The organism is Streptomyces sp. NPDC013455 (assembly GCF_040632975.1).
GTDB lineage: Bacteria > Actinomycetota > Actinomycetes > Streptomycetales > Streptomycetaceae > Streptomyces.
The window spans coordinates 452,379-477,870 of sequence record NZ_JBEYCX010000002.1 but is presented as its reverse complement, the minus strand read 5'-3'; the positions used below and the strand labels follow the sequence as shown (position 1 = coordinate 477,870).

Annotated in this window: 18 protein-coding genes and 1 riboswitch; of the genes, 4 read left to right on the top strand and 14 right to left on the bottom strand. The window is 73.2% G+C overall.

Annotated elements, in window-relative coordinates:
* Positions 1 to 8: 8 nt before the first annotated feature.
* The 8 genes from ABZ576_RS06245 to ABZ576_RS06210 all read right to left on the bottom strand — a co-directional run bounded on the left by ABZ576_RS06245 (position 9) and on the right by ABZ576_RS06210 (position 10,386).
* A complete protein-coding gene (locus ABZ576_RS06245) occupies positions 9 to 689 on the bottom strand; it encodes a transglycosylase family protein (RefSeq protein WP_360736426.1) in 681 nt (226 codons plus the stop codon).
* A gap of 4 nt (positions 690 to 693) precedes the next feature.
* A riboswitch (cyclic di-AMP (ydaO/yuaA leader) is annotated at positions 694 to 869 on the bottom strand.
* Between the two features lie 183 nt (positions 870 to 1,052).
* Positions 1,053 to 2,114 (bottom strand): transglycosylase family protein, encoded by a 1,062-nt coding sequence (locus tag ABZ576_RS06240; protein ID WP_360736423.1) that lies wholly within the window; start codon positions 2,112 to 2,114, stop codon positions 1,053 to 1,055.
* Between the two features lie 168 nt (positions 2,115 to 2,282).
* Positions 2,283 to 3,551, bottom strand: coding sequence for a cytochrome P450 (locus ABZ576_RS06235; protein ID WP_360736421.1), 1,269 nt, complete (start codon positions 3,549 to 3,551; stop codon positions 2,283 to 2,285).
* 210 nt (positions 3,552 to 3,761) lie between these two features.
* Positions 3,762 to 4,763: a nucleoside triphosphate pyrophosphohydrolase gene (locus tag ABZ576_RS06230; protein WP_360736419.1), complete on the bottom strand. Its 1,002-nt coding sequence runs from the start codon at positions 4,761 to 4,763 to the stop codon at positions 3,762 to 3,764.
* Positions 4,764 to 4,846: 83 nt separating this feature from the next.
* Positions 4,847 to 5,497 (bottom strand): SurA N-terminal domain-containing protein, encoded by a 651-nt coding sequence (locus ABZ576_RS06225; protein ID WP_360736416.1) that lies wholly within the window; start codon positions 5,495 to 5,497, stop codon positions 4,847 to 4,849.
* A gap of 240 nt (positions 5,498 to 5,737) precedes the next feature.
* The gene (locus ABZ576_RS06220; RefSeq protein ID WP_360736682.1) at positions 5,738 to 7,231 is read right to left on the bottom strand and encodes a protein kinase; all 1,494 of its coding nucleotides are present in this window, start codon (positions 7,229 to 7,231) and stop codon (positions 5,738 to 5,740) included.
* A 38-nt stretch (positions 7,232 to 7,269) separates the two neighbouring features.
* Positions 7,270 to 7,911 (bottom strand): hypothetical protein, encoded by a 642-nt coding sequence (locus ABZ576_RS06215; RefSeq protein WP_360736414.1) that lies wholly within the window; start codon positions 7,909 to 7,911, stop codon positions 7,270 to 7,272.
* 174 nt (positions 7,912 to 8,085) lie between these two features.
* Complete coding sequence (locus ABZ576_RS06210) at positions 8,086 to 10,386, bottom strand: N-6 DNA methylase (protein WP_360736411.1); 2,301 nt, start codon at positions 10,384 to 10,386, stop codon at positions 8,086 to 8,088.
* A 187-nt stretch (positions 10,387 to 10,573) separates the two neighbouring features.
* Here ABZ576_RS06210 and ABZ576_RS06205 point away from each other — a divergent pair, with 187 nt between their 5' ends.
* On the top strand, positions 10,574 to 11,275 hold the full coding sequence (locus tag ABZ576_RS06205) for a hypothetical protein (RefSeq protein WP_360736408.1): 702 nt from the start codon (positions 10,574 to 10,576) through the stop codon (positions 11,273 to 11,275).
* A 268-nt stretch (positions 11,276 to 11,543) separates the two neighbouring features.
* The gene (locus ABZ576_RS06200) at positions 11,544 to 12,248 is read left to right on the top strand and encodes a hypothetical protein (protein ID WP_360736405.1); all 705 of its coding nucleotides are present in this window, start codon (positions 11,544 to 11,546) and stop codon (positions 12,246 to 12,248) included.
* 85 nt (positions 12,249 to 12,333) lie between these two features.
* Here ABZ576_RS06200 and ABZ576_RS06195 read toward each other — a convergent pair whose 3' ends face one another.
* The 6 genes from ABZ576_RS06195 to ABZ576_RS06170 form a co-directional block, all read right to left on the bottom strand.
* On the bottom strand, positions 12,334 to 13,077 hold the full coding sequence (locus ABZ576_RS06195; RefSeq protein ID WP_360736402.1) for an N-acetyltransferase: 744 nt from the start codon (positions 13,075 to 13,077) through the stop codon (positions 12,334 to 12,336).
* Between the two features lie 212 nt (positions 13,078 to 13,289).
* A complete protein-coding gene (locus ABZ576_RS06190; RefSeq protein WP_360736399.1) occupies positions 13,290 to 14,411 on the bottom strand; it encodes a DUF6183 family protein in 1,122 nt (373 codons plus the stop codon).
* 64 nt (positions 14,412 to 14,475) lie between these two features.
* Positions 14,476 to 15,249 (bottom strand): HNH endonuclease family protein, encoded by a 774-nt coding sequence (locus ABZ576_RS06185; RefSeq protein ID WP_360736396.1) that lies wholly within the window; start codon positions 15,247 to 15,249, stop codon positions 14,476 to 14,478.
* A 315-nt stretch (positions 15,250 to 15,564) separates the two neighbouring features.
* A complete protein-coding gene (gene mfd, locus ABZ576_RS06180) occupies positions 15,565 to 19,095 on the bottom strand; it encodes a transcription-repair coupling factor (RefSeq protein ID WP_360736394.1) in 3,531 nt (1,176 codons plus the stop codon).
* A 327-nt stretch (positions 19,096 to 19,422) separates the two neighbouring features.
* Entirely contained in the window at positions 19,423 to 22,005 is a 2,583-nt protein-coding gene (locus ABZ576_RS06175) for an FtsX-like permease family protein (protein WP_360736392.1), read from the bottom strand.
* Positions 22,002 to 22,790 (bottom strand): ABC transporter ATP-binding protein, encoded by a 789-nt coding sequence (locus tag ABZ576_RS06170; protein WP_360736390.1) that lies wholly within the window; start codon positions 22,788 to 22,790, stop codon positions 22,002 to 22,004. Before ABZ576_RS06170 ends, ABZ576_RS06175 begins: the two co-directional genes overlap by 4 nt.
* Before the next feature lie 456 nt (positions 22,791 to 23,246).
* On the opposite strand from ABZ576_RS06170, the gene ABZ576_RS06165 reads away from it, so the two are divergent.
* Positions 23,247 to 24,743 (top strand): MFS transporter, encoded by a 1,497-nt coding sequence (locus tag ABZ576_RS06165; protein ID WP_360736388.1) that lies wholly within the window; start codon positions 23,247 to 23,249, stop codon positions 24,741 to 24,743.
* A 196-nt stretch (positions 24,744 to 24,939) separates the two neighbouring features.
* Complete coding sequence (locus tag ABZ576_RS06160; protein WP_360736386.1) at positions 24,940 to 25,476, top strand: DUF485 domain-containing protein; 537 nt, start codon at positions 24,940 to 24,942, stop codon at positions 25,474 to 25,476.
* Positions 25,477 to 25,492: the final 16 nt, after the last annotated feature.

Below are 25,492 nucleotides of genomic sequence, written 5' to 3'. Positions count from 1 at the left end.
GCCGGGTGTCACTTCAGGTGCAGCTGCTGGCCCGGGTAGATGAGGTCGGCGTCCTCGACGATGTTCTTGTTCAGCTCGAACAGCTTCTTCCAGCCGCCCTTGACGCCCTGCTCGTCGGCGATGGTGCTGAGGGTGTCGCCGGCGGCCACCTTGTACTCGCCGTCGCCCTTCGCGACCTTCTCGCCGGTCGGGGTGGTGACGGTCTTGCCCGTGGACGCGGCCGGACGCTCGGCGGAGCGGGAGGCGGCCTGCCCGTCGGTGGAGCGGGTGGCGGTGCCCGAGTCCGTGGAGGTGCTCGGGGCGGAGCCGTTGTAGGGGGTGCTGGACAGGCCCGTGCCGCAGACCGGCCAGGCGCCCTTGCCCTGCGCGGCGAGGACCTTCTCGGCGACCGCGATCTGCTGCGCCTTGCCGGCCTTGTCGGCGGTCGGGGCGTATGCGGTGCCGCCGTACGCGGCCCAGGTGGAGGCGGAGAACTGCAGACCGCCGTAGTAGCCGTTGCCGGTGTTGATGGACCAGTTGCCGCCGGACTCGCACTGGGCGACCTTGTCCCACTCGGCGGCGGTGGCGGCGGAGGCGTTGCCGGCCGCCATCAGCGGGGCGGCGACGGCGGCGCCGGTGACACCGGCGAGCGTGATGGCGCGGACGGCCTTGGACGGACGACGGTGCTTGCCCTTGCCGGTAAACAGCATGGATCGATCCCCTCACCGACGCCTGCGAGGTGAGCTGTCGGGTTCGGGCCGGTTGAGTTGCCCGGCCGCGGTCCCGCTTGCGCGGAGATCGCGGCTTCACCCCCAGCCGGTTCCAGCGTCAACCGCTGGTTCCGGCACCTACCTTGGGTCCCCCGCTCCTGCCTACGGCGCTTGACGCGACGACTGTTCCCGGGCGTCCGCTGGCAGGATTCGGCGTTGCGGATGCCGGGGCTCGCGGTGACGAGCGGCCTCGACCGTAGACACGCGATCCGCGGAATTTCAAAGACGATCAGGGCTTCTGAGACTCATCCCACACTTTCGCCAAATCGGACATTAGGGCGTTAAGTGGGGCGTCAACTGCCCCTACTCCGCGTCCTTTTCGTCCTCGACTTCCAGGGTCTGACCGGCGGTGATGTGGTTCGGGTCGGACCCGATGGCCTTCTTGTTGCCGGCGTAGAGCGCATGCCATCCGCCGTCGACGTCAAGGGAGTCGGCGATGGAGGCGAGGGAGTCTCCCTGGCGGACGGTGTAGGTACCCGGTTCGCGGGAGGCGTGCCGGCCGGACGCGGTGGCGTTCTGACCGTTTGTCACGCTTTCGTCCGCGCTCGCACCCCGGTGACGCCCGCCGCCCGCGAGGGCACCGGTGTCGACCAGGCTCCAGGAACCGGCGGCCTTCTGGGGATCGTCCGCGCGGCCGGGGTCCGGGGTGGCCGCGGGCAAGCCGTCGGCGCCCTGCGCGCTTCCCCGGTCCGGCGTGGCGGACTTGTCGGACTTGGGGGTGTCCGTCCCGATGGAGCCGGTGGCCGTGCCGGCTTCCTCGCCCGGCTCCGTGCTCGGCGTGGCCGTGGTGTCGGAGGAGGAACCGGAGCCGGTGCCGGTGTCGCCGCCCGTGCCGGTGCCGTCCGAGGTCTTCGGATCCGGCTTACCGGACGGGTGGGAGCTGTCGGACTTGCCGGAGGTGTCGGACTCGGGGGCGGGCGTCGAGGAGTCGGCCGGGGGCTCGGTGTCCTCGGAGCCGCCGACGCCCGTGTCGACGTCCACCGAACCCGAGTCCGTGGTCAGCCCGGACAGCAGGGCGCAGGTGGCCCAGGGGGCGGTGCCCTTGTCGGCGAGGATCTTCTCGGCCACGGAGATCTGCTGCGAACGGCTGGCCTGGTCGGCGCTGTCCGCGTACTGCGTACCGCCGTACGCGGCCCAGTCGTCCTGCGAGATCTGCAGGCCGCCGTAGTAGCCGTTGCCCGTGTCCGCGCTCCAGGAGCCTCCGCTCTCGCACTCGGCCACCTTGTCCCACGTGGTGCCGTCGGCCGCGTTGGCGCTCGCCGCGCCGAGCAGCGGGATGGCGATGGCGGAGCCGGTCACTCCGGCCGCGACGAGGAGGGCGGGAGCCTGGCGGGGGCGACGGTGTCGGCCGTTCCCGGAGAGCATGCAGAAGCCTTTCGAGCGACAGCAGGACCGGCGCGGCGGATGGAGCCGGTCGCCGCGCTGATGGGTGAACGTATAGGCAGACGATCACTTGTCACAAGTTCATGCCGCACAGATCACGTGAAGATCACAGAGTTGAACGTGTGTCATGTTCCGCTGGAGCGAGTGTGTTCAGACGGTGGGGGTGAACTCGACCGGCAGGCTGCGCAGGCCGCGCATGATGAGCCCGCCGCGCCAGCGCAGGTCGGCCGGATCCGCGGCGAGCCGCAGGTCGGGCAGGCGGGTGAGCAGCGTGGCGAGCGCGGTCTGCCCCTCCAGGCGGGCGAGCGGCGCGCCGAGGCAGTAGTGGATGCCGTGGCCGTAGCCGAGGTGCTGGTTGTCGCGGCGGGCGAGGTCCAGCACGTCCGGGTCACCGAACCGCTCCGGGTCCCGGTCGGCGGCGGCGAGGACGACGAGCACCGGATCGCCCGGCGCGATGTCCTGCCCGCCGATGGTGAGCGGCTCGGTGGCGAACCGCCAGGTGGCCAGCTCCACCGGGCCGTCGTAGCGCAGCAGTTCCTCCACCCCCGTCTCCAGCAGGTCCGTCTCCCCGGCGGCCAGGGACCGCTGGAGGCGCCGGCGCTGTCCGGGGTGGGTGAGCAGGGCGTAGGTGCCGTTGCCGATGAGGTTGACGGTCGTCTCGAAGCCGGCGAACAGGAGGATGAAGGCCATGGCGGCGGCCTCGTTCTCGGTGAGGTGCTCGCCGTGGTCGGAGGCGCGGATGAGGCCGGAGATCAGGTCCTCGCCGGGTGCGGGCGCGGCGGGCAGCGCCTCGCGCTTCTTGTGGATCAGCTCGGCGAGGTACCCCCGCATCTTCTTGACGGACCGCGCGACCCCTCCCCTGGGCCCCCCGCCGTGCCGGATCATCATCCCGGCCCAGTCCCGGAAGTCGTCCTGGTCCTCGCGCGGGACGCCGAGCAGGTCGCAGATGGCGTAGATGGGCAGCGGGAAGGCGAACTCGTGGATGAGGTCGGCGGAGCCCGTCCTCGCGAACCGGTCGATGAGGTGGTCGGTCAGCTCCTGCACCCGGGGCGCGAACTCGGCGACCCGCCGGGGCGTGAACGCCTTGCTGACGAGCCTCCTGAGCCGGGTGTGGTCCGGCGGGTCGATGTTGAGCAGGTGCGTCATCAGCTCGGCCTTGCGCTCACCGGGGATGCCGGTCTTGCCCTTGGCGTGCGCGGGCTCGTCGTGATGCGCCGGGTTCTTGCTCAGCCGCTGGTCGGCGAGGGCCTGCCGGGCATCGGCGTACCGGGTGACCAGCCATGCCTCGACCCCGCTCGGCAGCCGCGTCCGGTGTACGGGGGCGTGCTCGCGCAGCCAGGCGTAGGCGGGATAGGGGTCGGTGGCGAACTCCCACGTGAAGAGGGCGGGAGCGGTCGGCGGCTGGGGCTGGTCGGTCACCCCTCGACGGTATCCGCAGCGCCCTCTCGGGACGTGGGCGGCCGTACGTCCTGGCGGAGCCCCGCGACGGTATCCGCAGCGCCGTCTCGGGACCCGGCGGGCGTACGTCCTGGCCGGATCCCCTCGACGCTGTCCGCGGTGCCTCGCCGGGATTCGGGCGGCCGTACGTCCTGCCGGGACCCGGGCGGCCGTACGTCCTGGCGGACGCCCCTACGCGTCCAGCCCTTCGGCGGCTCGTACCGCGTCCCGGTAGACCCGGGCCGCCGCCCGCAGCGCCGCCTCCGGGTCCACGCCGTCCGCCTCGGCGCGGACGGCCAGCGCGAGGAGTTCGTAGCCGATGCCCTCCCCCTGGGGCAGGGGGACGTCCAGGCCGGCGGTGCGGACGCGGGAGGCGAGCTTGGCGGCGAGGGCCAGGCCCGGCTGGCCGAGCGGGACGCCGTCCGTGACCGACGTGCGCCGCTTCTCCTCCGCCTTGGTGCGCAGCCAGTGCTCCTTGACGTCCTCCGGCGTCTCGGCCCGCTCCTCGCCGAAGACGTGCGGGTGCCGGTGGATGAGCTTGGCGACGATGCCGCCGGCCACGTCGTCGACGGAGAACGGCGCCTCGCTGTGCTCCTCGGCGATGCGGGAGTGGAAGACGACCTGGAGGAGGACGTCGCCGAGCTCCTCGCGCAGCTCCTCGCGGTCGCCGGCCTCGATCGCCTCGACCAGTTCGTACGCCTCCTCGATGCCGTACTTCGCCAGGCCCTCGTGGGTCTGCCGGGAGGACCACGGGCACTCGGCGCGGATGCGGTCCATGACCTGCACGAGGTCCAGCAGCCGGGCGCCGGGCAGGTCGTAGGAGGCGGGAAGCAGTTCCAGCTCCGGCATGGCGACCCGGCCGGAGCCGGCGAGCCGGGCGAGGCCGTCGGTGAGCGCGGGCTCGCCCTCGCCGGTCGCCACGACCACCACCGTCCGCCCGCCGGCGCAGGCGTCGACCAGCTCCTGCGCGGTGGGGGACGCCTCGGCCACCGCTATCCCGGCCTCCCGCAGGTACGGCAGCTGCGGATGCGCGCCGTCCGCGCACAGCACGGCGTCGGCGGTGCGCAGGGCCTGCCAGGCGGGCCAGGAGAGCAGCCCGGGGGCGACGCGGTGGCTGGTGGTGAGCAGGACGATGCGGCCGGGGGTGGTCCCGGGGCCGGGCGTGGGGCCGGTTGCGGGGCTGGTTTCGTTCACGCTCCGAACGTAACCCACGGCGCGCGGCGGCGGTTCGCGTTGTCCACAGGGCCGGGAGGACAGTGTGATCGTATGCCCGGCGGCTACGCCGTCAGCGGGTCGTCGCCCGCCGCCGTCACTTCCCGGACCCAGGGTGTCCTGGCGTCTACCCGGCTGCTCTTCTGCACGTCCCAGGAGCCGTAGCGCGGGTTGAGGTCGACGTGGAGTTTCTCGGACGCCTCGGACAGCGCCTTCCAGAAGGCGGGCCGGCTGGTGTCGGTGCCGAGCTCGTCGGCGAGCTTCTGCGCCTCCAGCTGGAGGCGCAGGTTCTCGTCGAGGTGGGCCGGGGCGATGCTGTACCTCTGCAGCCAGGCCCTCTCCAAGTCCTTGCTGCCGCCGGCCTGCTGCTCCAGGTCCCGGCGCATCTGCTGGATCTCCTTGCGGGTGACCGTGACGCCCGCGTCCTGGGCGGCGCGGTGCAGCACCCGGTCGAGCACCATGCTGTGCAGGGTGTCCCGGGTGAGGCCGCCGGTGGAGGAGACGACCCGCTGGTACTGGCTGTCGTCCGGCACCGCGGCCCGCTGCGCCTCGCGGACCTCGCCGACCCGGCTCTCCAGCTGGGCGACGGTGATCCGCTGTCCGCCGACGACGGCCGCGGCGCCCGGGTGCGCGTCGTTTCCACAGGCGGTCAGCAGGGGTGCCGCGGCGGCGATCGCGGCGGTGAGGACGAGCGCGGTGCGACGGCGGCGGTGCAAGGAAACCTCCAGGGGGGAGATTGTGCGACGGTGCACAAAGTCTTGCGGTGATCGATGGTAGGCAGTGGGCAGGCCGCGGCCAACCCATTCGACCAACGATTCGCGCGCGCTTCGGGCACCGCCGCGCCGCCGGGTACCGCCACGCCGCCGGGCACCGCCGCGCCGCCGGGCGGACGGCCGGCCGGGGACCGGCGGGGGCCAGGGGGCGCCGGGAGCCCGGGATGATCGGTGAGATACCCCCTAGCCGCGGACCTGCCCCAGCCACTGGAGGGTCCGCCGGACCTCCACGGCCAGCGGATGACCGGGGCCGTGCAGCCGCTCGACGTCCACGACCAGGCGGGCGAGCGTGTCGTGGGCGGCCGGCCGGTCGCCCAGGGCGAGCAGCAGAAGGCCGATGCGGCGGCGCACGTCGTGGGCGAGGTGCGGGTCCCCGGCGACGTACTGGTTCTCGTAGTACGGCAGCAGCGCCCGGTACTCGGCGAGCGCCGCCGCCGGTTCGCCCAGCTGCTCCAGGCACTGCGCGGCCTCGTAGCGGTAGCGCAGCGACTGCGGGTCGGCGTGGCCGGCCTCGGTGGCGCGTTCATCGGCGAGGCGGCGCAGTTCGGGCAGCGCGCGCCGGTACTGGCCGTCGTCCATGAGCGTGGCCGCGTACTGCTTGCGCAGCGTCCGTACGACCGGGGAGTGCTCGCCGTGCTGTTCCGCGGCGGCCGGCAGGATCGCGCCCAGGATGTCGACGGCCTGCGTGATGCGGCCCTCCCCGAGCAGGCGCTTGACCTCGTCCACGGCGGCGGCGACATCGGGCTTCTCGGCCACCGGTGGCGCCGGGGCGACGGGTGCGGGCTGGTGGGCGGGCGTCCGCGCGCGGTCCGGCCAGGGGGCGTGCGGGCGCAGGAAGGGGCGCGTGGGGTCCAGGGGCGCCCCCGTGGGGGTCCCGCGCGCGGGCAGGAGCCGCGCCAGGTCCTCGTACACCTCTTGCGCGGACGCCGGCCGGTGCTGGGGGTCCTTGGCGAGCAGCCGCAGCACCAGGGTTTCGAGCGCCTCGGGGACCTCGGGGCGGATCCGGCGCACGGGCAGCGGAGGCTCGTACAGGTGCCGGTGCAGCACGCCGAGCGCCGTGGAACCGGCGAACGGCACCTCGCCGCTGAGCAGTTCGTGCATCAGCACGCCGAGCGCGTACAGATCCGTGTACGGGCCGACCGCGCCGCCCATCGCCTGCTCCGGCGCCATGTAGGCGGGCGAGCCGATCGGCGAACCGGTGTGGGTCAGGCGCGTGGTGTCGGTGTCCATCACCGAGGCCACGCCCAGGTCCAGGACGGTGACCGTGCCGTCCTGTTTCACCATCACGTTGCGCGGCTTCAGGTCGCGGTGCACGATCGGCACGGCGTGCACGGCGCTCAGCACGGCGCACAGTTGCGCGGCCACCGCGACCGCCCACTGCCACGGGTACGGGTCGTGCTCGGCGAGGTGGTCGGAGAGGTCGGCGCCGTCGACGTACTGCATGACGAGGAAGAGCTCCTCGCCCTCACTGCCCGCGTCGTGCACCGTCACCAGGCCGGGGTGGTCCACCTGCGCGGTCACCCGGCACTCGCGCAGGAACCGGCGGCGCAGTTCGTCCGCCTCCTGGCCGGCCACCTTGTCGGGGCGCAGCAGCTTCACCGCCACCCGCCGGTCGAGCCGCCGGTCGTACGCCGTCCACACCTGGCCCATGCCGCCCTGCCCGATGAGCGTGGACAGTTCGTACCGGCCGGCGACGAGACGTCCTGTCGCCCCGCTCACCGTCCGCCCTCGGGGCCGTCCTGCTTGCGCAGGTAGTCGCTCAGTTCGTCCAGCTCGGCCCGCACCTGGTCGATCCGCGCGGGCGCGGGGCGCGGGGCCGGCCCGGGGCCCGGCACGGGGACGGGGGGCACGGCTTGCCCGGTGTGGGGCGGCTGGGGCACCGGCGTGTGCTGCGCCGGCGGCCCGGGTATCGGCGTGTGCCGCGCGGGCGGCTGCGGGGCCGGCACGGGCGTCGTGTACGGCGGTGCCGCGTGCCCGAAGCCGTACGCGCCGTGCACGGTGGGGGCGTGCGGGTGGGCGTACCCGGCGAACCGCTGCCGCTGGTGCACCCGGATGTCCACGACCAGGTAGTAGACCGCCGACACCACGCCGAGGAGCAGGAGCAGGGCCAGCGCGAGGTCGCTGCGCCAGTCCTCCTCCGGCAGTTCACCGACCACCGCCAGTCCGGTGATGGACAGCGGCAGGCTCAGCCAGGCGATCAGCCAGTCGAACCAGCGGCCCCGTACGAAGGCGACCCGGAACAGCGGCAGGCACGACAGCAGTCCGCAGGTGAGCGCCCCGGCGGCCGCGAACATCACTCGCAGGGAGATGACCTTTCCCGCGCTGCGGGGAGGCGGCACCGCGCCGTGGCCGTACATGACTGCTCCTGGACCGAGTGGGACCGATGGGGACGGACTCCGACGGGACGGTGTCCGAGTCGGAGTCCGAGCGTATAGGCCGACAAGGACAACCGGTCCCGGGTTGTACCGAACCGTTGTCGCACTGATCACGTGACGCGTATTCACCCCGCCCGCCGGCCGGCCCGCTCCGGTTCAGCCGGGTGCGACCGTGCCGTCCGTCAGCCCGTCGTACATCCCGCGCACCAGCTGCTCCCCGAGCCGGCTCGCGTGCCTGAGCGCCCGCTCGAACTCGTCGAGGGCCCGGAACCGCGCGCCGTAGCGCCGCTGTTCCTCCAGCGGGAGCCGGGGCAGCTGGAGGCGGCGCACGTCCAGGCGGGTCGCCGTGGAGGCGTAGCTGCTGGCCTGCCGGTTGTTGGCGGTGCCGCGCAGGAACCCGGCGAGGAACCACGGGTCGAGTGCCGTGCCGTCGGGGCGCAGCAGCACGAGGTTGCGCCCCAGGGCGGCGCCCCCGGTCGTCTCGTCGATCACCCGCGCCACCGAGCCCCCGCCGAGCACGGGTACGACGACGTCGCCCGGCTCGGTCAGCACGGCCTCCTCCTCGCTCTCGGGGAGCGTGCCCGACGGCGCCGTCCCGGCCAGCACGTCGTGGTCGGTGAGCACCGGCACGCGCGCGTGACCGCCGTTTCCACCGGTGCGCATCACCAGGGCGCCCCCGCGCGCGAGTTCGCCGACGGTGGTGAGCGGCCAGCGCGCGGCCGGCGCCGGGTCGGCGGGGGGCGGCGTGAGGTCGGCGGTCAGCCGCAGGGTCGCCCCGAGCCGCTCGCGCACCTGCGTCAGCTGCTCCGCGCCGTCGGCGACGGCGGGCGGCGGCAGGTGGCGGGCGGGGGCCAGGTCCACGTCGTCGTCGAGGAGGTCGATGACCGGCACGGAACGGGCGAGTCCGGGCCGCTCGTCCAGCCGCCCGGTGCGCGCGAAGGTGCGCCAGGCGTCCAGGACGGCGTCGCGTACCGCGTCCCAGTCCGGGCCGCCCCGCCCCTCACCGGCGAACCTCCCCGTGTCGGCGAGCAGCACCTCGGGGGTGGCGGGTGTCCGGCCGGGCCGGCGCAGCACCCACAGGTGCAGCGGGATGTTGTACGGCGGCGCGGCGCCGACCGGCAGCGCGACCACCGCCCGCAGCGCGCCCCGGCGCAGCAGGTCGGCGCGGATCCGGCGTCCGGAGCGGCGGGAGGCGGCGGCCGGCGGCATCAGCAGCACGGCGGTACCGCCGTCGGTCAGCCGGGCCAGCGCGTGCTGCACCCAGGCCAGCTCGGACTCGGTGCGGGCCGGGAAGCCGTACTCCCAGCGGGGGTCGTAGGCCAGTTCGTCGTGGCCCCAGTTGCGCTCGTTGAACGGCGGGTGGCACAGGACCGCGTCGGCGCGCAGCTCCGGGTGGGCGTCGGCGCGCAGGGTGTCGCCGGCGGCGGCGCGCACGGTGGCCCGGCTGTGCAGCGCGAGCCGCAGCGCGCTGAGCGCGGCGAGGTCGGGGGCGCTGTCCTGGGCGTACACCTCCTGGTCGGGGCGGGTGTCGACGGCGCGCAGCAGGGCGCCGGTGCCGCAGGCCGGGTCCAGGACGGTGCGGGCCGGGCCGGCGAGGTCGGCCATGAGACCGGCGAGCTCGGCCGGGGTGAGCGTGTACTGGCGCGGGTTGGCGTCCAGGTGCCGGCCCAGCAGGAACTCGAACGTCTGCCGCGCGCCCACCTCGGCGGCGAGGTCGGCGGCGCCACGGAGGAGGGGGACGGAGGGGAGGAGTTGGGGGCCGGTGGGGGTGGGGACGGCGGGGGCCGGGGTGGTGGGTGCGGCCGGGGTGGTGGGTGCGGTGGTGGTTGCGGCGGGGGCGGACGGGGTTGGGGTGGACGGCGTGGATGGGGTGGGGGTGGATGGCATGGATGGGGTGGCTGCGGGCCGGGTGGCCGTGGCCTGCCCGGTCGGGGCGCTGTGAACGGGTGGTTCGCTGTGAACGGTCGGCGGGGTGTTCACAGCCGAGGGTTCCGGGGACGAGTTCACGGCCGGTGACGCCCGCGACGGGTTCACAGCCGGTGTCGTCCGCGAAGAGTTCACACCGCCGAATCGCGGGGTCAGCACCTCCTCCAGCGCGCCGGGCAGGATCGCGGCCAGCCGGGCGTCGGAACCGGCACTCGCGTCGAGCCAGACGGTGGGGCGCTCGTGGATCAGCAGCAGCGCGCAGCCGGTGTGCACCAGGGCCGTCAGCGGCCCGTCCGGGTGGCCGGCGAGCTGCTGCCAGACCCGCTCCCGCAAAGGGACCTCGGCGAGTTTGCCCTGCCGGCGCAGCCATGCCTCGACCTCGGCGAGGGCGAAGGACGGGCTGGTCTCGGTGCCGCCGACCGGCTTCGGGAAGTCGGCGTGCCTGCGGCGCCAGTTGCTGACGGCGGCGCGGCCCACGCCCGCCAGCCGCGCGATACCGGCGGCGGTCACCTCTGTCGCGTTGTCCTGCACCGGCGTCGCTCCCCTCGTCCCATGTGTGCACCGAGCATACCGGCGTACACAAGACCGGCGGATTCACGGTCGTGTACACACCTGTTCCTGTGAACCGTGTTGACTCGGTTAACAGGCTCTGGTCTTATTGACCCAGCGAACGAGCGGCCACCGAGGGGGAGGCCGCCGCTTTCGGAGGGGATTTGCCATGGGCATGAAGGCCAAGGTCGCGTTCGGTGCCGTCGTGGGGATCGTCGTCATCGGAGCCGTGTCCGCGAACGCGGGCGGCGACGGAGAGGACGGCGGTAACGGCGGTTCGGGCAGCGGCAAGGGCTCCTCGGCGTCGGCCGGGCGCACGTCCGGTGGCAAGAAGGCCCCGGAGGGCGACACGAAGGCGGCCGAGGAGAAGAAGGCGGCCGCCCTCGGGGGCGACGGCGAGTACCAGGTGGGTTCCGACGTGAAGCCGGGGACGTACCGCACCACCGGCAACACCGACGACATGTGCTACTGGGAGCGCGCCAAGGACGCCTCGGGCGAGATGGACTCGCTGCTGGCCAACGACAATGTCTCCGGCACGAGCTACGTCACCGTCAAGGCCACCGACAAGCTGTTCAAGTCCAGCGACTGCAAGGACTGGGAGGCCGTGGACCCGAAGGCGAAGGGCACGCCCGGCTCCTCGATGGACGGCGACGGAGGCATGTTCAAGGTCGGCACGGACATCGCGCCGGGCACCTACAAGTCCACCGGCAACGCCGACGACTCCTGCTACTGGGAGCGCACGAAGGACGCCGACCACGGGCTGGACTCCATCATCGCCAACAACAACGTCACCGGCACGGCCGTCGTCACGATCAGCCCGTCGGACGCCTACTTCAAGACGACCGACTGCGGCGACTGGAAGAAGGCCTGACCCGTCCGCTGGTCCCGGGCGCGGGGCGTGCGGTCCCCCCACCGCCCGCCCCGGCCCGCCCCGCTCACCTCGCCCGCCCCGGCGCGCCCCGCTCACCTCGCCCGCCGCGGTTCCTCCGCTCACCCCGAACCATCCCCCACCCCGTGTCCGGACAGCCCCACCGGCTGCCGGCCGTGGGTCCCGCGCCCGGACGGCGAACCCCGTCCCGGACGCCGTACGGCCTCGCCGTACGCATTCCCCCCGTCACACCCACCCCTGAAGGACTGTCATGCGTTTCTCGTCCCGTGCCGCCACGCTGATCGCCGTCGCGGCGCTCCCGCTGGCCCTGTCGGCCTGCTCCTCGTCCTCCGACTCGCCCTCCACCGCCAAAGCGAGCGCCAAGCCGGCCAAGGCGAAGGACCCCAACGCCGGTCTCCTGACCGGCACCCAGCTGAAGAAGGCGCTGGCGCCCGCCTCGGCCTTCCCCGCCGGGTTCACGCTGCAGGCCGACGGCGCCTCCGACAGCGGGGGCGACTTCCTGGCCCCGTCCAGCAGGAAGACCGCGAAGCCGGACTGCACCCGGCTGGAGGGCACGGCCTGGCTCCAGGTGACCGGTTACGAGGGCGGCGTCTCCTTCGCGCAGGACGACTACATCAACCAGGACAAGACCGAGGAAGTCGCCCAGGAGATCGACGCGTTCCAGGGCGACACGGCGAAGACGGTGATGAAGCAGCTCCGGTCCGTCGCGGCCGAGTGCGCCACCTTCACGGACACGGACACGCACGCCAAGGTGAAGGTGACGGGCAAGTCCACGTCCGGGCTCGGTGACGAGGCGTACACGATGACGCTGACCAGCGGCGCCTGGGAGACCGGCACCACCCTGATCGCGGCCCGTACCGGCAACACCGTGGTGACCGTGCTGTCCACCGCGGGCGCCGACGACGGTGCCGCGGTCGCGAAGAAGGTGACGGCCAAGGTCCTCGGCAACCTGTAGGGCCGGCCGGCCGCGTGCCACGCGGAAGGGGCGGGTCCGCCTGAACACCGTGACCTGGCGCCGGGGCTCACACCCCGGCGCCAGGTCACAGCGGGTGCCGCATCCACACGTTGGGCTCCACGTACACGGCGTAGTCGCGTTCCGGTTCGCAGCGGACCGGGACGAGCGCGCCGGGCACCTCGATGTCGCCGGCCGTGTCGAAGGCCAGCCCGGTCCACCGGCGCCATTCCTCCAGCGAGCCGCTCACGGTCATGGAGGCCGGGGCGATGGAGTCGATGGTGGCGCCGGCCCGGGCGTGGACGCGCAGCCACGGGTCCTCGGGCAGGCCGTCGAGGCGGATCCGGTGGGCGTAGTCGCCGATCGGGGTGTGCGGTTCGCGGTGCTTGGCGTTCGGGCGTACGGGGGCGACGACCTCGCGGAAGCCCCGGGCGCGGGCGTTCTCCCGCATCGCCGAGAGCATCGCGGCGGACAGGCCGTGGCCCTGGGCGTGCGGGGCGATGGTGACGGAGACGGCGCTCACGGTGTCCGGGCGGGTGCCGCGGCGCAGGTCGGTGAAGGCCCAGGCGAGAATCTGGTCCCAGCCGCGGGCGGGCAGGGTGCGCCGGCCCTCCACGTCGAGGGCGAACGGCACGCTGTAGGCGTGGGCGACGACCCGGCCGTCCTCGTCCTCGGCGAACAGGGCGTACTCCGGCAGCTCGGTGGGGATGCGTCCGTAGTGGGTGGTGCCCACGGGGTCGTGGGTGACGAACTCGGGCCATGTGTCGGTCATCCCGAGTACCGCCGGCAGCCGGTCGGGCCGCTCGGCGAGGCTGCTCACCTTGATGTCCATGCCGGTCACAGTAAACGGTGCGCGCCCGGCGGGAGGGCGCTCCACGCGGTCGCCGGGCGGGGTCACCGGGCGACCGCGTGATCATCCGGGCGGCGGCCGGACACGCGTACGTCCGGCAGGCCGCCCGGTCCTCCGGCAGGCCGCCCGGTCCTCCGGCAGGTCCCCTGTGCGAAGCGGGCCGTCCTGTCTCCCCCCCGGGGACGTCGTCGTGTTCAGTCGGTGTCCGTCGCGGCCAGCACCGCCAGCCGTCGGCGTCCGGGAGACATCACGGCCAGGCCGATGTCCCAGGCCACCTGCTCGAACCACTGCGTATCGGCGCTGAAGCCGTACCACGTGCACGCTCGGGCACGTGCCTCCACCGCCTCTGTGGCGTCACCCTCCGCGGCCCCGCAGAGACGGGCCAGGGACTGCCACGCGGCCAGCCGGCCGTATGCCCCGTGGATACCGGAGTTGTAGGCCCCTCCCGTGGACGCGGCAGCGAAAAGCACCCGCCACGCCTGGTCGGGCGGACAGACCGCGGCCGCGAACCCGTTCCCCGCGCCCTTCAGGCACTCCAGTCCCAGCGCCGGCAACAGGCTCGGTACCGCCTCCGCCGCCGAAGGATCCACCCACTCGAAGACGCGTGCCTCGATCCGGCCGTTCGACTCCTCGGCCCAGTTCGCCACGGCCGCGCCGATGCCCTTGGCCGCGGTTTCGGTCGTCGTCTCCACGAACGGCGCAACGCGCGCCCCGGCGACGACTGCGGCGCCGCGGTCGTCCGACGGGCCGTACGGCATCGAGTAGCTGCTGCTCTGAACGCCGTAGCTCGGCACGTCCGGCCGCCCTTCCACCTCGCACAGCGCCAACGGCAGCCGGCCGAGCGGATGGTGTCTCCAGTGTGACGATGTCGCCCACTGCGCGATCCCCGGTATCTCCGTCACGCCGGCGCCCCGGAGCACCAGTTCGTGAACGAGGCAGGCACGCAGTTCCTCCGAGGCCTCGGCACTGAACGCCACGGCCAGTTCCTCCGCCGGGTGGCCGGAGGCCAGCAGGGAGGCCGTGTAGCGGTCCAGCTTCCCTTCGGCGGCGCCCCCCGAGGACACCAGGCGCAGCGCCTGGGCGACGTTCCCGGGACCGGGGGTGGTGGCCAGCAGGCGAAGCAGGTGGTCGAAGACGCTGCGGTACTGCCAGATCCGCCCGGCGTCCTCGCCGTACGCACCGGCGAGCGCGATCCCGAGATCCGCGACGAAGGCCGCGTCCCCGCGCGTGAGGCGGCGGTCGGCCTCTTCCCACACGCCGGTGACGCTCTTCAGTTCCGGCAGCGTCGTCACGATGTCCTGTATGCAATCGGCCACGCCCTGAGCGTACGTGTCCGACAGCACGGAACCGAGCGCGTTTCCCGCGGTCACCGGGCCGTGGTCAGCCGCCGCACTGCTTCAGCATCATCGTCTTGTCCGCTGCCGTCACCGGCAGGTCGTACTTGAGGGCGACCTGTGCGAAACGGACGGTGTAGGCGCACCTGATGCGTCTGTCGGGCGGCAGCCAGGACGCGGGGCCGGAATCGCCCTTGGCCGAGTTGGCCCGCCCCTGGACCGGGATCAGGTTGAGCACGTCGTTGGCGAGCTGCTCGCGCTTGCTCTTCGACCAGCGGGAGGAACCCATCTGCCAGCTGTACGACAGCGGCACCACGTGGTCTATCTGTACCTCGGAGGCCCGCTGCTTGCGCCACTCGATGGTCGTCCCGGTGTACGGGTCGCGCAGCGTCATGGCGATGACCACGCAGTCGGAGCCGGCGCGGAAACGGAGGTCGCGGCCGTCGCGGCGGATGAGGTCGTTGCGGGTGTCGCACCCGTTCCTGGCGAGCGGCACCCCGTCGGCCGTGTCCATCCACGCGTAGCCGAACTTGTCGCGGTCGTAACCCGTCTTCGGCCCTCGCCCCTTGGTGGGCAACTTCTCCATGAGCCTGCGGGCCGCGGCCTTGTCGGCGTCCGAGGTGAGGGGCGCGAGTCCTGGCTCGGTGCCGTCCGGATTCTTCAGCGGACTGACTGCCCGTCCGTCCGGCGCGGCCGGCCCGGAACCCGTGGAGGAGCCGTCTGCGCCGAGTCCCTCGCAGCCCGCGACGAGGAACACGGCGGCCGCCGACACCGTCGCCGCGCGCAGGAAACGCGCCTTCCGCGCCCTTCCGTGACGCACGCGCCTCTCCCTCAGACGCGTCATGCTGCGCCCCCCTCGTCGTTCCTGGTCCGCCCCGGTCCGCCCCGGTCCGCTCTCCGGCGCGGCGGATCATTCCGCCCCACCGTAACGCCCCCTCCGCGTCCGCCGAACGGGGCGTTCGAGGGACGGTTACCCGGCCGGGCCGGGCTGGAACGTGCGCGGGGTCAGTCGGTACGGCCACCGCCCGGACCCCGCCTCACCGCCCGGCCGGTCCCCGCCCCCGGACCCACGCCTCACCGCCCGGCCGGTCCCCGCCCCCCGGGACCCGTCGCGGCCGGGTCCCCACCCCGCGGGCTAGCCCAGGATGGAGGTGAGGAACTCGCCGACCCAGGCCAGCAGTTCGCGGCCGACCAGCGGCTTGCCACCGATCTTCGCCGTCTTCGGGCGCGGGACCAGCACCTGGTGCACGGCCGGCTTGATGACCGTGCCCGGGTAGAGGCGCTTGAGGCGCAGCTCCTGCGACTCGCGCAACTCCACGGGCGCGAAGCGGATGTTGGTGCCCTGGAGCACGATCTCGCCGACCCCGCACGCGCGCGCGAGCATCCGCAGCCCGGCCACCAGCAGCAGGTTCTCCACCGGTTCGGGCAACTTGCCGTAGCGGTCGGTGAGTTCCTCGCGGACGGCCTTGATGTCCTCCTCCGAGTTGGCGGAGGCGATGGCCCGGTACGCCTGGAGGCGCAGCCGCTCGCCGGGGGCGTAGTCGTGCGGGACATGCGCGTCGACCGGCAGCTCGATCTTGACCTCGAGCGGCGGCTCCTCCTCGGCCCCACCGGTCTCCAGCTGGCGCCGGTAGTCGGCGACGGCCTCGCCGACCATGCGGACGTACAGGTCGAAGCCGACGCCGGCGATGTGCCCGGACTGCTCGCCGCCGAGCAGGTTGCCCGCGCCGCGGATCTCCAGGTCCTTCATCGCGACGTACATGCCCGCGCCCATCTCCGTGTGCTGGGCGATCGTCGCCAGGCGCTCGTGCGCGGTCTCCGTCAGCGGCTTCTCCGGCGGGTACAGGAAGTAGGCGTACCCGCGCTCGCGGCCCCGGCCGACGCGGCCGCGCAGCTGGTGCAGCTGGGAGAGCCCGAAGGTGTCGCCGCGCTCCACGATCAGCGTGTTGGCGTTGGAGATGTCGATGCCCGACTCCACGATCGTGGTGGACACCAGCACGTCGAACTTCTTCTCCCAGAAGTCGACGACCACCTGCTCCAGCGCGGACTCCGACATCTGGCCGTGGGCCGTCGCGATGCGCGCCTCGGGGACGATCTCGCGGAGTCTGGCCGCCGCGCGGTCGATGGACTCGACCCGGTTGTGGATGTAGAAGACCTGGCCCTCGCGCAGCAGCTCGCGGCGGATGGCCGCGCCGATCTGCCGCTCCTCGTAGGGCCCGACGAAGGTGAGCACCGGGTGGCGCTCCTCCGGCGGGGTGGTGATCGTGGACATCTCGCGGATGCCGGTGACCGCCATCTCCAGGGTGCGCGGGATCGGGGTCGCGGACATGGTCAGCACGTCGACGTTGGCGCGGAGCTTCTTCAGCTGCTCCTTGTGCTCGACGCCGAAGCGCTGCTCCTCGTCGACGATGACCAGGCCGAGGTCCTTGAACTTGGTCTCGGAGGAGAAGAGGCGGTGGGTGCCGATGACGACGTCCACCGAGCCCTCGCGCAGGCCCTCCAGGACGGCCTTCGCCTCGGTGTCGGTCTGGAAGCGGGAGAGCGCCTTCACGCTCACCGGGAACTGCGCGTACCGCTCCGAGAACGTCCCGAAGTGCTGCTGCACCAGCAGGGTCGTCGGGACGAGGACGGCCACCTGCTTGCCGTCCTGTACGGCCTTGAAGGCGGCGCGCACGGCGATCTCGGTCTTGCCGTAGCCGACGTCGCCGCAGATCAGGCGGTCCATCGGGACCGACTTCTCCATGTCGTCCTTGACCTCGGCGATGGTGGTGAGCTGGTCCGGGGTCTCCGCGTAGGGGAAGGCGTCCTCCAGCTCGCGCTGCCAGGGCGTGTCGGAGCCGAACGCGTGGCCGGGGGCGGCCATGCGGGCGCTGTACAGCTTGATCAGGTCGGCGGCGATCTCCTTGACGGCCTTCTTCGCGCGGGCCTTGGTCTTCGTCCAGTCGGCGCCGCCGAGGCGGTGCAGGGTGGGGGCCTCGCCGCCGACGTACTTGGTGATCTGCTCCAGCTGGTCGGTCGGGATGTAGAGGCGGTCGCCGGGCTGGCCGCGCTTGGCGGGCGCGTACTCGACCACCAGGTACTCGCGGGTGGCGCCCTGCACGGTGCGCTGCACCATCTCGATGTAGCGGCCGACGCCGTGCTGCTCGTGGACGATGTAGTCGCCCGGCTCCAGGGTGAGCGGGTCGATCGTCTTGCGGCGGCGGGCCGGCATGCGGGTGCCGTCGCGGCCGGTCGCGCGCTGGCCGGACAGGTCGGTCTCGGTGAGCACGGCGAGCTTGAGCGCCGGGTCCACGAAGCCGTACTCGATCGAGCCGCAGGAGACGTGCACCACGGACGGGCTCAGCTCGCCGAGGTCGGAGTCCAGGCGGGCCGCGATGCCCTCGCCGCCGAGCACCTCCACGGTGCGCGCGGCCGGGCCGTGGCCCTCGGTGAGGAACACCGTGCGCCAGCCGTCGGCGAGCCAGCCCTTGGTGTCGGCGAGCGCCCGCGCGGTGTCGCCGCGGTAGGTCTCGGGGGCGTGCATGCCGAGTTTGAGGGTGTCGGCCTCCAGTTCGAGGTCGGCCGCGAACGGCGACACGGACCACCACATCACGTCCAGCTCGCGCGCGCGGTCGCGGACGTCGGCGATGGACCACAGGGAGGCGGCGCCGACGTCGATCGGGGCCTCGCCGCCGCCGGCGGTGGCCGCCCAGGACGCCTGGAGGAACTCCTGGCTGGTCGCCACGAGGTCGGCGGCGCGGGTGCGGACCCGCTCGGGGTCGCAGACGACGGCCATGGCGCCCTTGGGGAGCACGTCGAGCAGCAGCTCCATGTCGTCCACCAGGACCGGGGCGAGGGACTCCATGCCCTCCACCGCGATGCCCTCGGCGATCTTGCCGAGGAGTTCGCCCAGCTCGGGGTGGTCCTCGGCGAGGGCACGCGCGCGTGCGCGCACGTCGTCGGTGAGCAGCAGTTCCCGGCAGGGGGGCGCCCACAGGCCGTGCTCGGCGACTTCGAGGGAGCGCTGGTCGGCGACCTTGAAGTAGCGGATCTCCTCGACGTCGTCGCCCCAGAACTCGATGCGCAGGGGGTGTTCCTCGGTGGGCGGGAAGACGTCCAGGATGCCGCCGCGCACGGCGAACTCGCCGCGCTTCTCGACCAGCTCCACGCGCGCGTAGGCGGCCGCCGCGAGGGCTTCGACGACCTCGTCGAGATCGGCGGTCCGGCCGGCCTTCAGGGAGACCGGTTCCAGGTCCCCGAGGCCCTTGACCTGTGGCTGGAGGACGGAGCGCACGGGGGCGACGACGACGGAGACCGGGCCGGTCTCGGGGTCGTCGGGGCTGGGGTGGGCCAGTCGGCGCAGCACGGCGAGGCGGCGGCCCACGGTGTCGCTGCGCGGGCTGAGCCGCTCGTGCGGGAGGGTCTCCCAGGAGGGGTACTCCACGACGCCCTCTTCGGGCAGCAGGGAGCGCAGGGCGGCGGCCAGGTCCTCGGCCTCCCGGCCGGTCGCGGTGACCGCCAGCACCGGGCGGCCGGCCTCGCGGGCCAGGGCGGCGATCGCGAAGGGGCGGGCCGCCGGGGGGCCGACGAGGTCGACGTGCGGGCGGTTGCCGTCCGCTGCCGCCTTGATCGCTTCCGCGAGGGCGGGGTCCTTGACGACGGCGTCGAGCAGACCGTGCAGGCTCATGGAGGGGCTTTCCGTCCGGGGGTCGGCAACACGAAGGGCCCGACTCGTGCGACGGGCCGGGGCTGTCCAGCGTACGACGGTGTCCGGGTTGCCGCCGGTGCCTGTGGACAACCGTCGCCGCGCCCCGCGCGCCCCGCGCGTCCCGTACGGCGCCGTCCGGGCCGCCGCCGTGCCGGCGGACGACCGGGACCGCGCCCGCGGCCCCTGGCGGGGCCGTGCGGCCGTATGACGGCGGGAACCCGGTGCCGGTGAGTCCCTCGGGACTCCCGGCTCCGGGTCCTCCTCCGCAACCCCCGTGTGCGGTGGTCTTCCGCGCCGCCCGCGCGGCTAGTCCGCCGCGATGGCGTTCAGGACGTTCATCCGGCCCGCCCGGAACGCCGGGACCAGCGCGGCGAACAGGCCCACGAAGGCCGAGCCGGCGAAGACGGCGGTGATCGTCGGCCAGGGGATCTCCAGGACGTGCAGTCCCTCCAGCGCGAGGAGCTTCTGGGCGGTGGCGCCCCAGCCCATGCCGAGGCCGAGGCCGAGCAGGGCGCCGAAGACGGCGATCACCACGGACTCCAGGCGGATCATGCGGCGCAGCTGGCGGCGGGAGAGGCCGATGGCCCGCATGAGGCCGATCTCCCGGGTCCGCTCGACCACCGAGAGGGCGAGGGTGTTCACGACACCCAGGACCGCCACGATGATCGCGAGGGCCAGCAGGCCGTAGATCATGTTGAGCAGCTGGCCGATCTGGTCCTCGAGCGCCTTCTTGTAGTCGGTCTGGTCGCGCACCGTCAGGGCCGGGTCGTCGCGCAGTGCCGACTTCAGCGCCTGGTAGGCGGCCGCCTCCCGCCCGTCCGCGGCGGTGGCGAACACCAGCTGGTCGAGGGGCATCCGCTCGGCCGGCACGTACCGCGCGGCCGTGGCGATGGAGGCGTACATGGCGCCCTTGTCGACCACGACGTCGTCACTGGTGATCGCACGGACCGTCAGTTTCGCCGTCCGGCCGTCGGCGAAGTCGACCGCGACGGTGGAGCCCAGCGTGACGCCGTGCTTCTTCGCGAAGCCCTCGAAGACGGACATGGAGTCCGGCCGGTAGGCGTCGGCGAGGTCGCCGGCGACCGTCTTGGTGCGCAGGTCCTGCACGTAGGTCGGGTCGGCCGCGTTGATCGTCTCGTTCCTGGAGACGCGCCCGTCCGGCGTGGTCAGGGACGCGTCCAGGCTCTTGTACTCGGTGACCCGCACGAGGCCGGGCGTGTCCTTGATCTTCTTCACCATCTGCGGGTTGACCATCTTGTACTCCTGGTCGCCCTGGATGATGAAGTCCGTGCCCACCGTCTTGTCCAGCTGGTCGGTGGCGGAGGCCACCATGGAGGAGCCGACCACCGACAGGCAGGCCACCAGGGCCAGGCCGATCATCAGGGCGGCGCCGGTGGCTCCGGTGCGGCGCGGGTTGCGCAGCGCGTTGCGCTCGGCCATCCGGCCCACGGGTCCGAAGATCCGCAGCATGACGGCGGCGAGGACGCGGACGACGCCGGCGGCGAGCAGCGGGCCGATGACGACGAAGCCGATGAGGGTGAGCACCACGCCCGCGCCCAGCCAGCCGGAGCCGGTCTTCGCCTGGTCGGCGGTGGCGGCGACGTACAGGCTCCAGCCGCCGGCGGCGGTCAGGAGCAGGCCGAGGACGGCCCGGACGGCTCCGGCCCTGGCGTCGGCCGGGGCGCCCGCGTCGCGCAGGGCGGCCATCGGGGAGACCTTGCCGGCGCGCCGGGCGGGCAGGTAGGCGGCGAGGACGGTGACGATGACGCCGAGGAGCAGGCCGGCCGCCGGGGTCGTCCAGGCGACGGTGAGATCGTCGGTGGACAGCTTCATGCCCATCCGGCCCATGAGCTTCATCAGGCCGATCGCGATGCCGACGCCCGCGCCGACACCGAGCACGGAGCCGAGGACGCCGAGCAGCAGCGCCTCGACGAGCACGGAGCGGTTGACCTGCTTGCGGGAGGAGCCGATGGCGCGCATCAGGCCGATCTCGCGGGTGCGCTGGGCGACCAGCATGGAGAAGGTGTTGATGATCAGGAAGATGCCGACCAGGAAGGCGATCCCGGCGAAGCCGAGCATCGCGTACTTCATGACGTTGAGGAAGCTCTGGACGTCCTTCTGGTTGGCGTCGGCGACTTCCTTGGCGGTCTGCACCTTGTAGCGCTGCCCGAGGGCGGCGGTGACGCTCTTCTTGAGCCGGGCGTCGCTCACGCCGTCGGCGGCGGTGACGTTGATGTTGGTGTAGACGCCGGTCCGGCCGACGAGGGTCTGCTGGGCGGTCCTGGTGTCCAGGTAGAAGATCGCGGCGCCGGGGTTGGTGACCTTGAAGGCGGCGATGCCGGACACGCGCGCGTGGTGCGTGCCGACGGCCGTGATCACGCCGATCTCGTCACCGAGCTTCAGGCCGTGCTTGTCGGCGGTGTCGGCGTCGACCATCACCTGTCCGGAGCCCTGGGGCGCCTTGCCCGAGGTGATCTCCATGGTGCGGGCGTCGTTGCCGTTCCAGCTGCCGACGATGGTGGGCGCGCCGCTGCTGGGCGACAGCTTGTCCTTGTCGGCGTCGACGACGGTCACCGCGGTGGAGAACACCGTGCCCTCGGCCGACCGGACGCCGTCGGCCGTGCGGACCTCGCCGAGCACCGCGGCCGGCACCACCGGCGGCTTGCCGGTGCGGGAGGTGGTCTGTCCGGTGTCGGAGGAGCCCTTGGCGCTGACCGTCACGTCGGAGGAGGTCGCCTGGAACAGCTTGTCGAAGGTGGTGTTCATCGTGTCGGTGAACACGAGCGTGCCGCACACGAACGCCACCGACAGCAGCACCGCCACGGCCGACAGCGCCATGCGCCCCTTGTGCGCGACGAAGTTGCGCATCGAGGTCTTCAGGACGGTCATGACGTGCGCCCCCGGGCGTCGAAGTCCTTCATGCGGTCCAGGACCTGATCGGCCGTCGGGTTGTACATCTCGTCGACGATCCGGCCGTCGGCGAGGTAGAGCACGCGGTCGGCGTAGGAGGCGGCCACGGGGTCGTGGGTGACCATGACGATGGTCTGGCCGAGTTCGTCCACCGAGCGGCGCAGGAAGCCCAGCACTTCGGCGCCCGCGCGCGAGTCGAGGTTTCCGGTCGGCTCGTCCCCGAAGATGATCTCCGGGCGGGCGGCGAGCGCGCGGGCCACGGCGACGCGCTGCTGCTGGCCGCCGGAGAGCTGGGTGGGCCGGTGCTTGAGGCGGCCGGCGAGCCCGACGGTCTCCACGACCCGGTCCAGCCAGGCCTTGTCCGGCTTACGGCCGGCGATGTCCATGGGCAGCGTGATGTTCTCGATCGCGTTGAGCGTCGGCAGCAGGTTGAACGCCTGGAAGATGAAGCCGATCCGGTCCCGGCGCAGCTGGGTGAGCTTCTTGTCCTTCAGGCCGGTGATCTCGGTCTCGTCCAGGTGGATGTGACCGCTCGTCACCGTGTCGAGGCCGGCGAGGCAGTGCATCAGGGTGGACTTGCCGGACCCGGAGGGGCCCATGATCGCGGTGAACCGGCCGCGGGCGATGTCCACGTCGACGTGGTCCAGGGCGACGACCCGGGTCTCGCCGGACCCGTACGCCTTCACGACCTGGCGCGCCCGCGCGGCAACGGCCGTACGCCCTCCAGTGCCCCCGTGCCTGGGAATGGTCACAGCCGATGTCACGGTATGTCTCCTATATCGGTCGGCAAGTCGGTGCGGAGTGCCCCGAGGTGCCGGGGCGTCGTCCGGGTACGTCGATGAGTCTGGCGGGAGGCCCGGGTGGGGCGCGCTGGTGCGGAGCCCCGTCTTTCCGGGGGGAAAACCCCACCCCCGCCGGTGCGGTCCGCCGCCCCCCAGCGGCGTGCAGCCAGGTTACGGAGCGCGCCCGGCCGGTCTCGTCCTCCGCCGGGACGAACCCGCCCCGAGACGGAGTACGGAGCAACCCCTAGGGGTGCTCCACCGCCGGGTGGAGCGGTTCTCGGGGTCGTCTGCACCTTTCGGCGCGGAAAGCCTCCACCCCGCCGTCAGGTCGGGGCCGGAACCGGGGCCGGGGCCGGGGTGCCGTGGGAAGCTGTGGTCCCGAAGACAGGTGCAGGGGGCACCGAGATGTTCCGGCGGGCGGCACGGGAGGAGTGTGCGGTGGAGGGTACGACACCGGCGATACGCGGCGGGGCCGCCCGGCGGCAGGGCACCGGGCGGCGGGGCGCGGTGGTCGGCGCGCTCATGCTGACGATGGCACTGGCGGCGCTCGACTCCACCGTCGTCGCCACGGCCGTACCGCAGATCGTCGGCGACCTCGGCGGCTTCTCCTTCTTCTCGTGGCTGTTCTCCGGCTACCTGCTCGCCGTCACCGTCTCGCTGCCCGTCTACGGCAAGCTGTCGGACACCTTCGGACGCAAGCCGGTGCTGGTGGTGGGCGCGGCCGTGTTCCTGCTGGGTTCGCTGCTGTGCGCGGCGGCCTGGAACATGGCGGCGCTGATCGCGTTCCGGATCGTGCAGGGCCTGGGCGGCGGGGCGTTGCAGGGCACCGTGCAGACGCTGGCCGCCGATCTGTACCCGCTGGCCGAGCGTCCGAGGATCCAGTCGAGGCTGTCCACGGTGTGGGCGGTGTCCGCGGTGGCCGGTCCGGGGCTCGGCGGCGTCCTCGCCGCCTACGCGGACTGGCGCTGGATCTTCCTGGTCAACCTGCCGATCGGCGCCGCCGCCCTGTGGCTGATCGTCCGTCACCTCAGGGAGCCGGAACGGGAGAACGCCGGCCGCGCGCGCGTGGACTGGGCCGGCGCGCTCGCGGTGTTCGCGTGCGGCGGCGTGCTGCTGACCGCGCTGGTGCAGGGCGGGGTCGCCTGGCCGTGGCTGTCGGCGCCGTCGCTCGCCCTGTTCGGCACGGGCCTCGCCCTGGCCGCCGTGGTGGTCGTGGTGGAGCGGCAGGCCGCGGATCCGGTCATCCCGGGGTGGGTGTGGCGGCGCCGGACCATCGCGGCCGTCAACCTGGCGCTCGGCGCGCTGGGCCTGCTGATGGTGGCGCCGTCGGTGTTCCTGCCGACGTACGCGCAGTCGGTGCTCGGCCTGGCGCCCGTGGCCGCCGGGTTCGTGCTGTCGGTGTGGACGCTCAGCTGGCCGGTGACGGCCGCGCTCAGCCAGCACGTCTACCGGCGGATCGGCTTCCGCGACACCGCGCTGCTCGGCATCGGCCTGGCGGCGCTCGTCCTGTGCGCGTTCCCGTTCCTGCCGTACCCCGGGTCGTGGTGGCAGCCGACGCTGCTGATGCTGCTGCTGGGCGGGGCGCTGGGGCTGTTCCAGCTGCCGCTGATCGTCGGCGTCCAGTCGACCGTGGGCTGGTCGGAGCGGGGCACCACGACCGCGTCGGTCCTGTTCTGCCGGCAGACCGGCCAGACCGTCGGTGCGTCCCTGTTCGGCGCCGTCGCCAACGGGGTGCTGGCCGCGCGGCTGGGCGGCGCGGGCGACCTGGACTCCGTCACCCGCGCGCTGGACGCCGGTACGGCCCCCGAGGCGACCCGGCGGGCGATCGCCGAGGCGGTCCGGGCGGTGTACCTCGGCGCGGCGGCCGCGGCGGCGGTGGCCTTCGTGGTGCTGCTGGTGGTGGCGCCTCGGCGTTTCCCGGTGCTCCAGGACTGAGTGCCGCCGTCCCGGCAGGGGGGTTAACGCGGGTAACACCGCAGGCCGGGGGACCGTGTTCCCCGCGGAAAGCGCATACCGACCGGCCAGTTTGGTGAAAACGCCCCGCGGCCCGTGACGCACGAGTAGCGTGCGTGCCCCGCTCCCCACCTCCCTGCGGTCCGCCACGGACCCGAGCCGCGCAAGGAGCCCCGGGATGTCCCACGACCCGCCGCCCCCGTCCTTCCCGCCCACCCCCGCACAGCCCTCACCCGCGTCCCGCCCGCCGTGGTCGCCGTACCCGCCGTACGCCCCACCGCCGTCACCCGCGAGGTCCACACCGCATACGCCGCCCCCGTCCTTCCCGCCGCCCCCGGCCCACCCCTGGCAGCCGCCCGCGCCGCCCGGACCGCCGCCCCGCCCGGACGCCCGGGCGCCCCGGGCGCCGCTCGGCCACCACAGCGACCTGCGGCTGCTGCGCAGCGCCTACCGCTGGCAGCGGCGCACCGCCACCCTCACCGCGCTGGGCTACTTCACGCTGTTCCTGGTGATGTCCGCGTGCGCGCCCGGCTTCATGACGGACCCGGTCGCCGACGGCGTCCCGGCCGGCCTGCTGCTCGCCCTGTTCCAGCTCCCGGTCACCTGGCTGGCGATCGCCCTGTACGAGCACACCACGCGCCGGCGCGTCGATCCGCTCGCCGACCGCATCCGCAGGCAGGCCGAGCTGGACGCGCGCCGGGGAGCCACGCGGTGACCGGCGCCGCCGGAGC

What these genes read in the sequence shown, in the direction of transcription:
- ABZ576_RS06245 (WP_360736426.1), bottom strand. Translation starts at nt 689, where the DNA reads ATGCTGTTTACCGGCAAGGGCAAGCACCGTCGTCCGTCCAAGGCCGTC.
- ABZ576_RS06240 (WP_360736423.1), bottom strand. Translation starts at nt 2,114, where the DNA reads ATGCTCTCCGGGAACGGCCGACACCGTCGCCCCCGCCAGGCTCCCGCC.
- ABZ576_RS06215 (WP_360736414.1), bottom strand. Translation starts at nt 7,911, where the DNA reads ATGTACGGCCACGGCGCGGTGCCGCCTCCCCGCAGCGCGGGAAAGGTC.
- ABZ576_RS06205 (WP_360736408.1), top strand. Translation starts at nt 10,574, where the DNA reads ATGGGCATGAAGGCCAAGGTCGCGTTCGGTGCCGTCGTGGGGATCGTC.
- ABZ576_RS06200 (WP_360736405.1), top strand. Translation starts at nt 11,544, where the DNA reads ATGCGTTTCTCGTCCCGTGCCGCCACGCTGATCGCCGTCGCGGCGCTC.
- ABZ576_RS06195 (WP_360736402.1), bottom strand. Translation starts at nt 13,077, where the DNA reads ATGGACATCAAGGTGAGCAGCCTCGCCGAGCGGCCCGACCGGCTGCCG.
- mfd (WP_360736394.1), bottom strand. Translation starts at nt 19,095, where the DNA reads ATGAGCCTGCACGGTCTGCTCGACGCCGTCGTCAAGGACCCCGCCCTC.
- ABZ576_RS06175 (WP_360736392.1), bottom strand. Translation starts at nt 22,005, where the DNA reads ATGACCGTCCTGAAGACCTCGATGCGCAACTTCGTCGCGCACAAGGGG.
- ABZ576_RS06160 (WP_360736386.1), top strand. Translation starts at nt 24,940, where the DNA reads ATGTCCCACGACCCGCCGCCCCCGTCCTTCCCGCCCACCCCCGCACAG.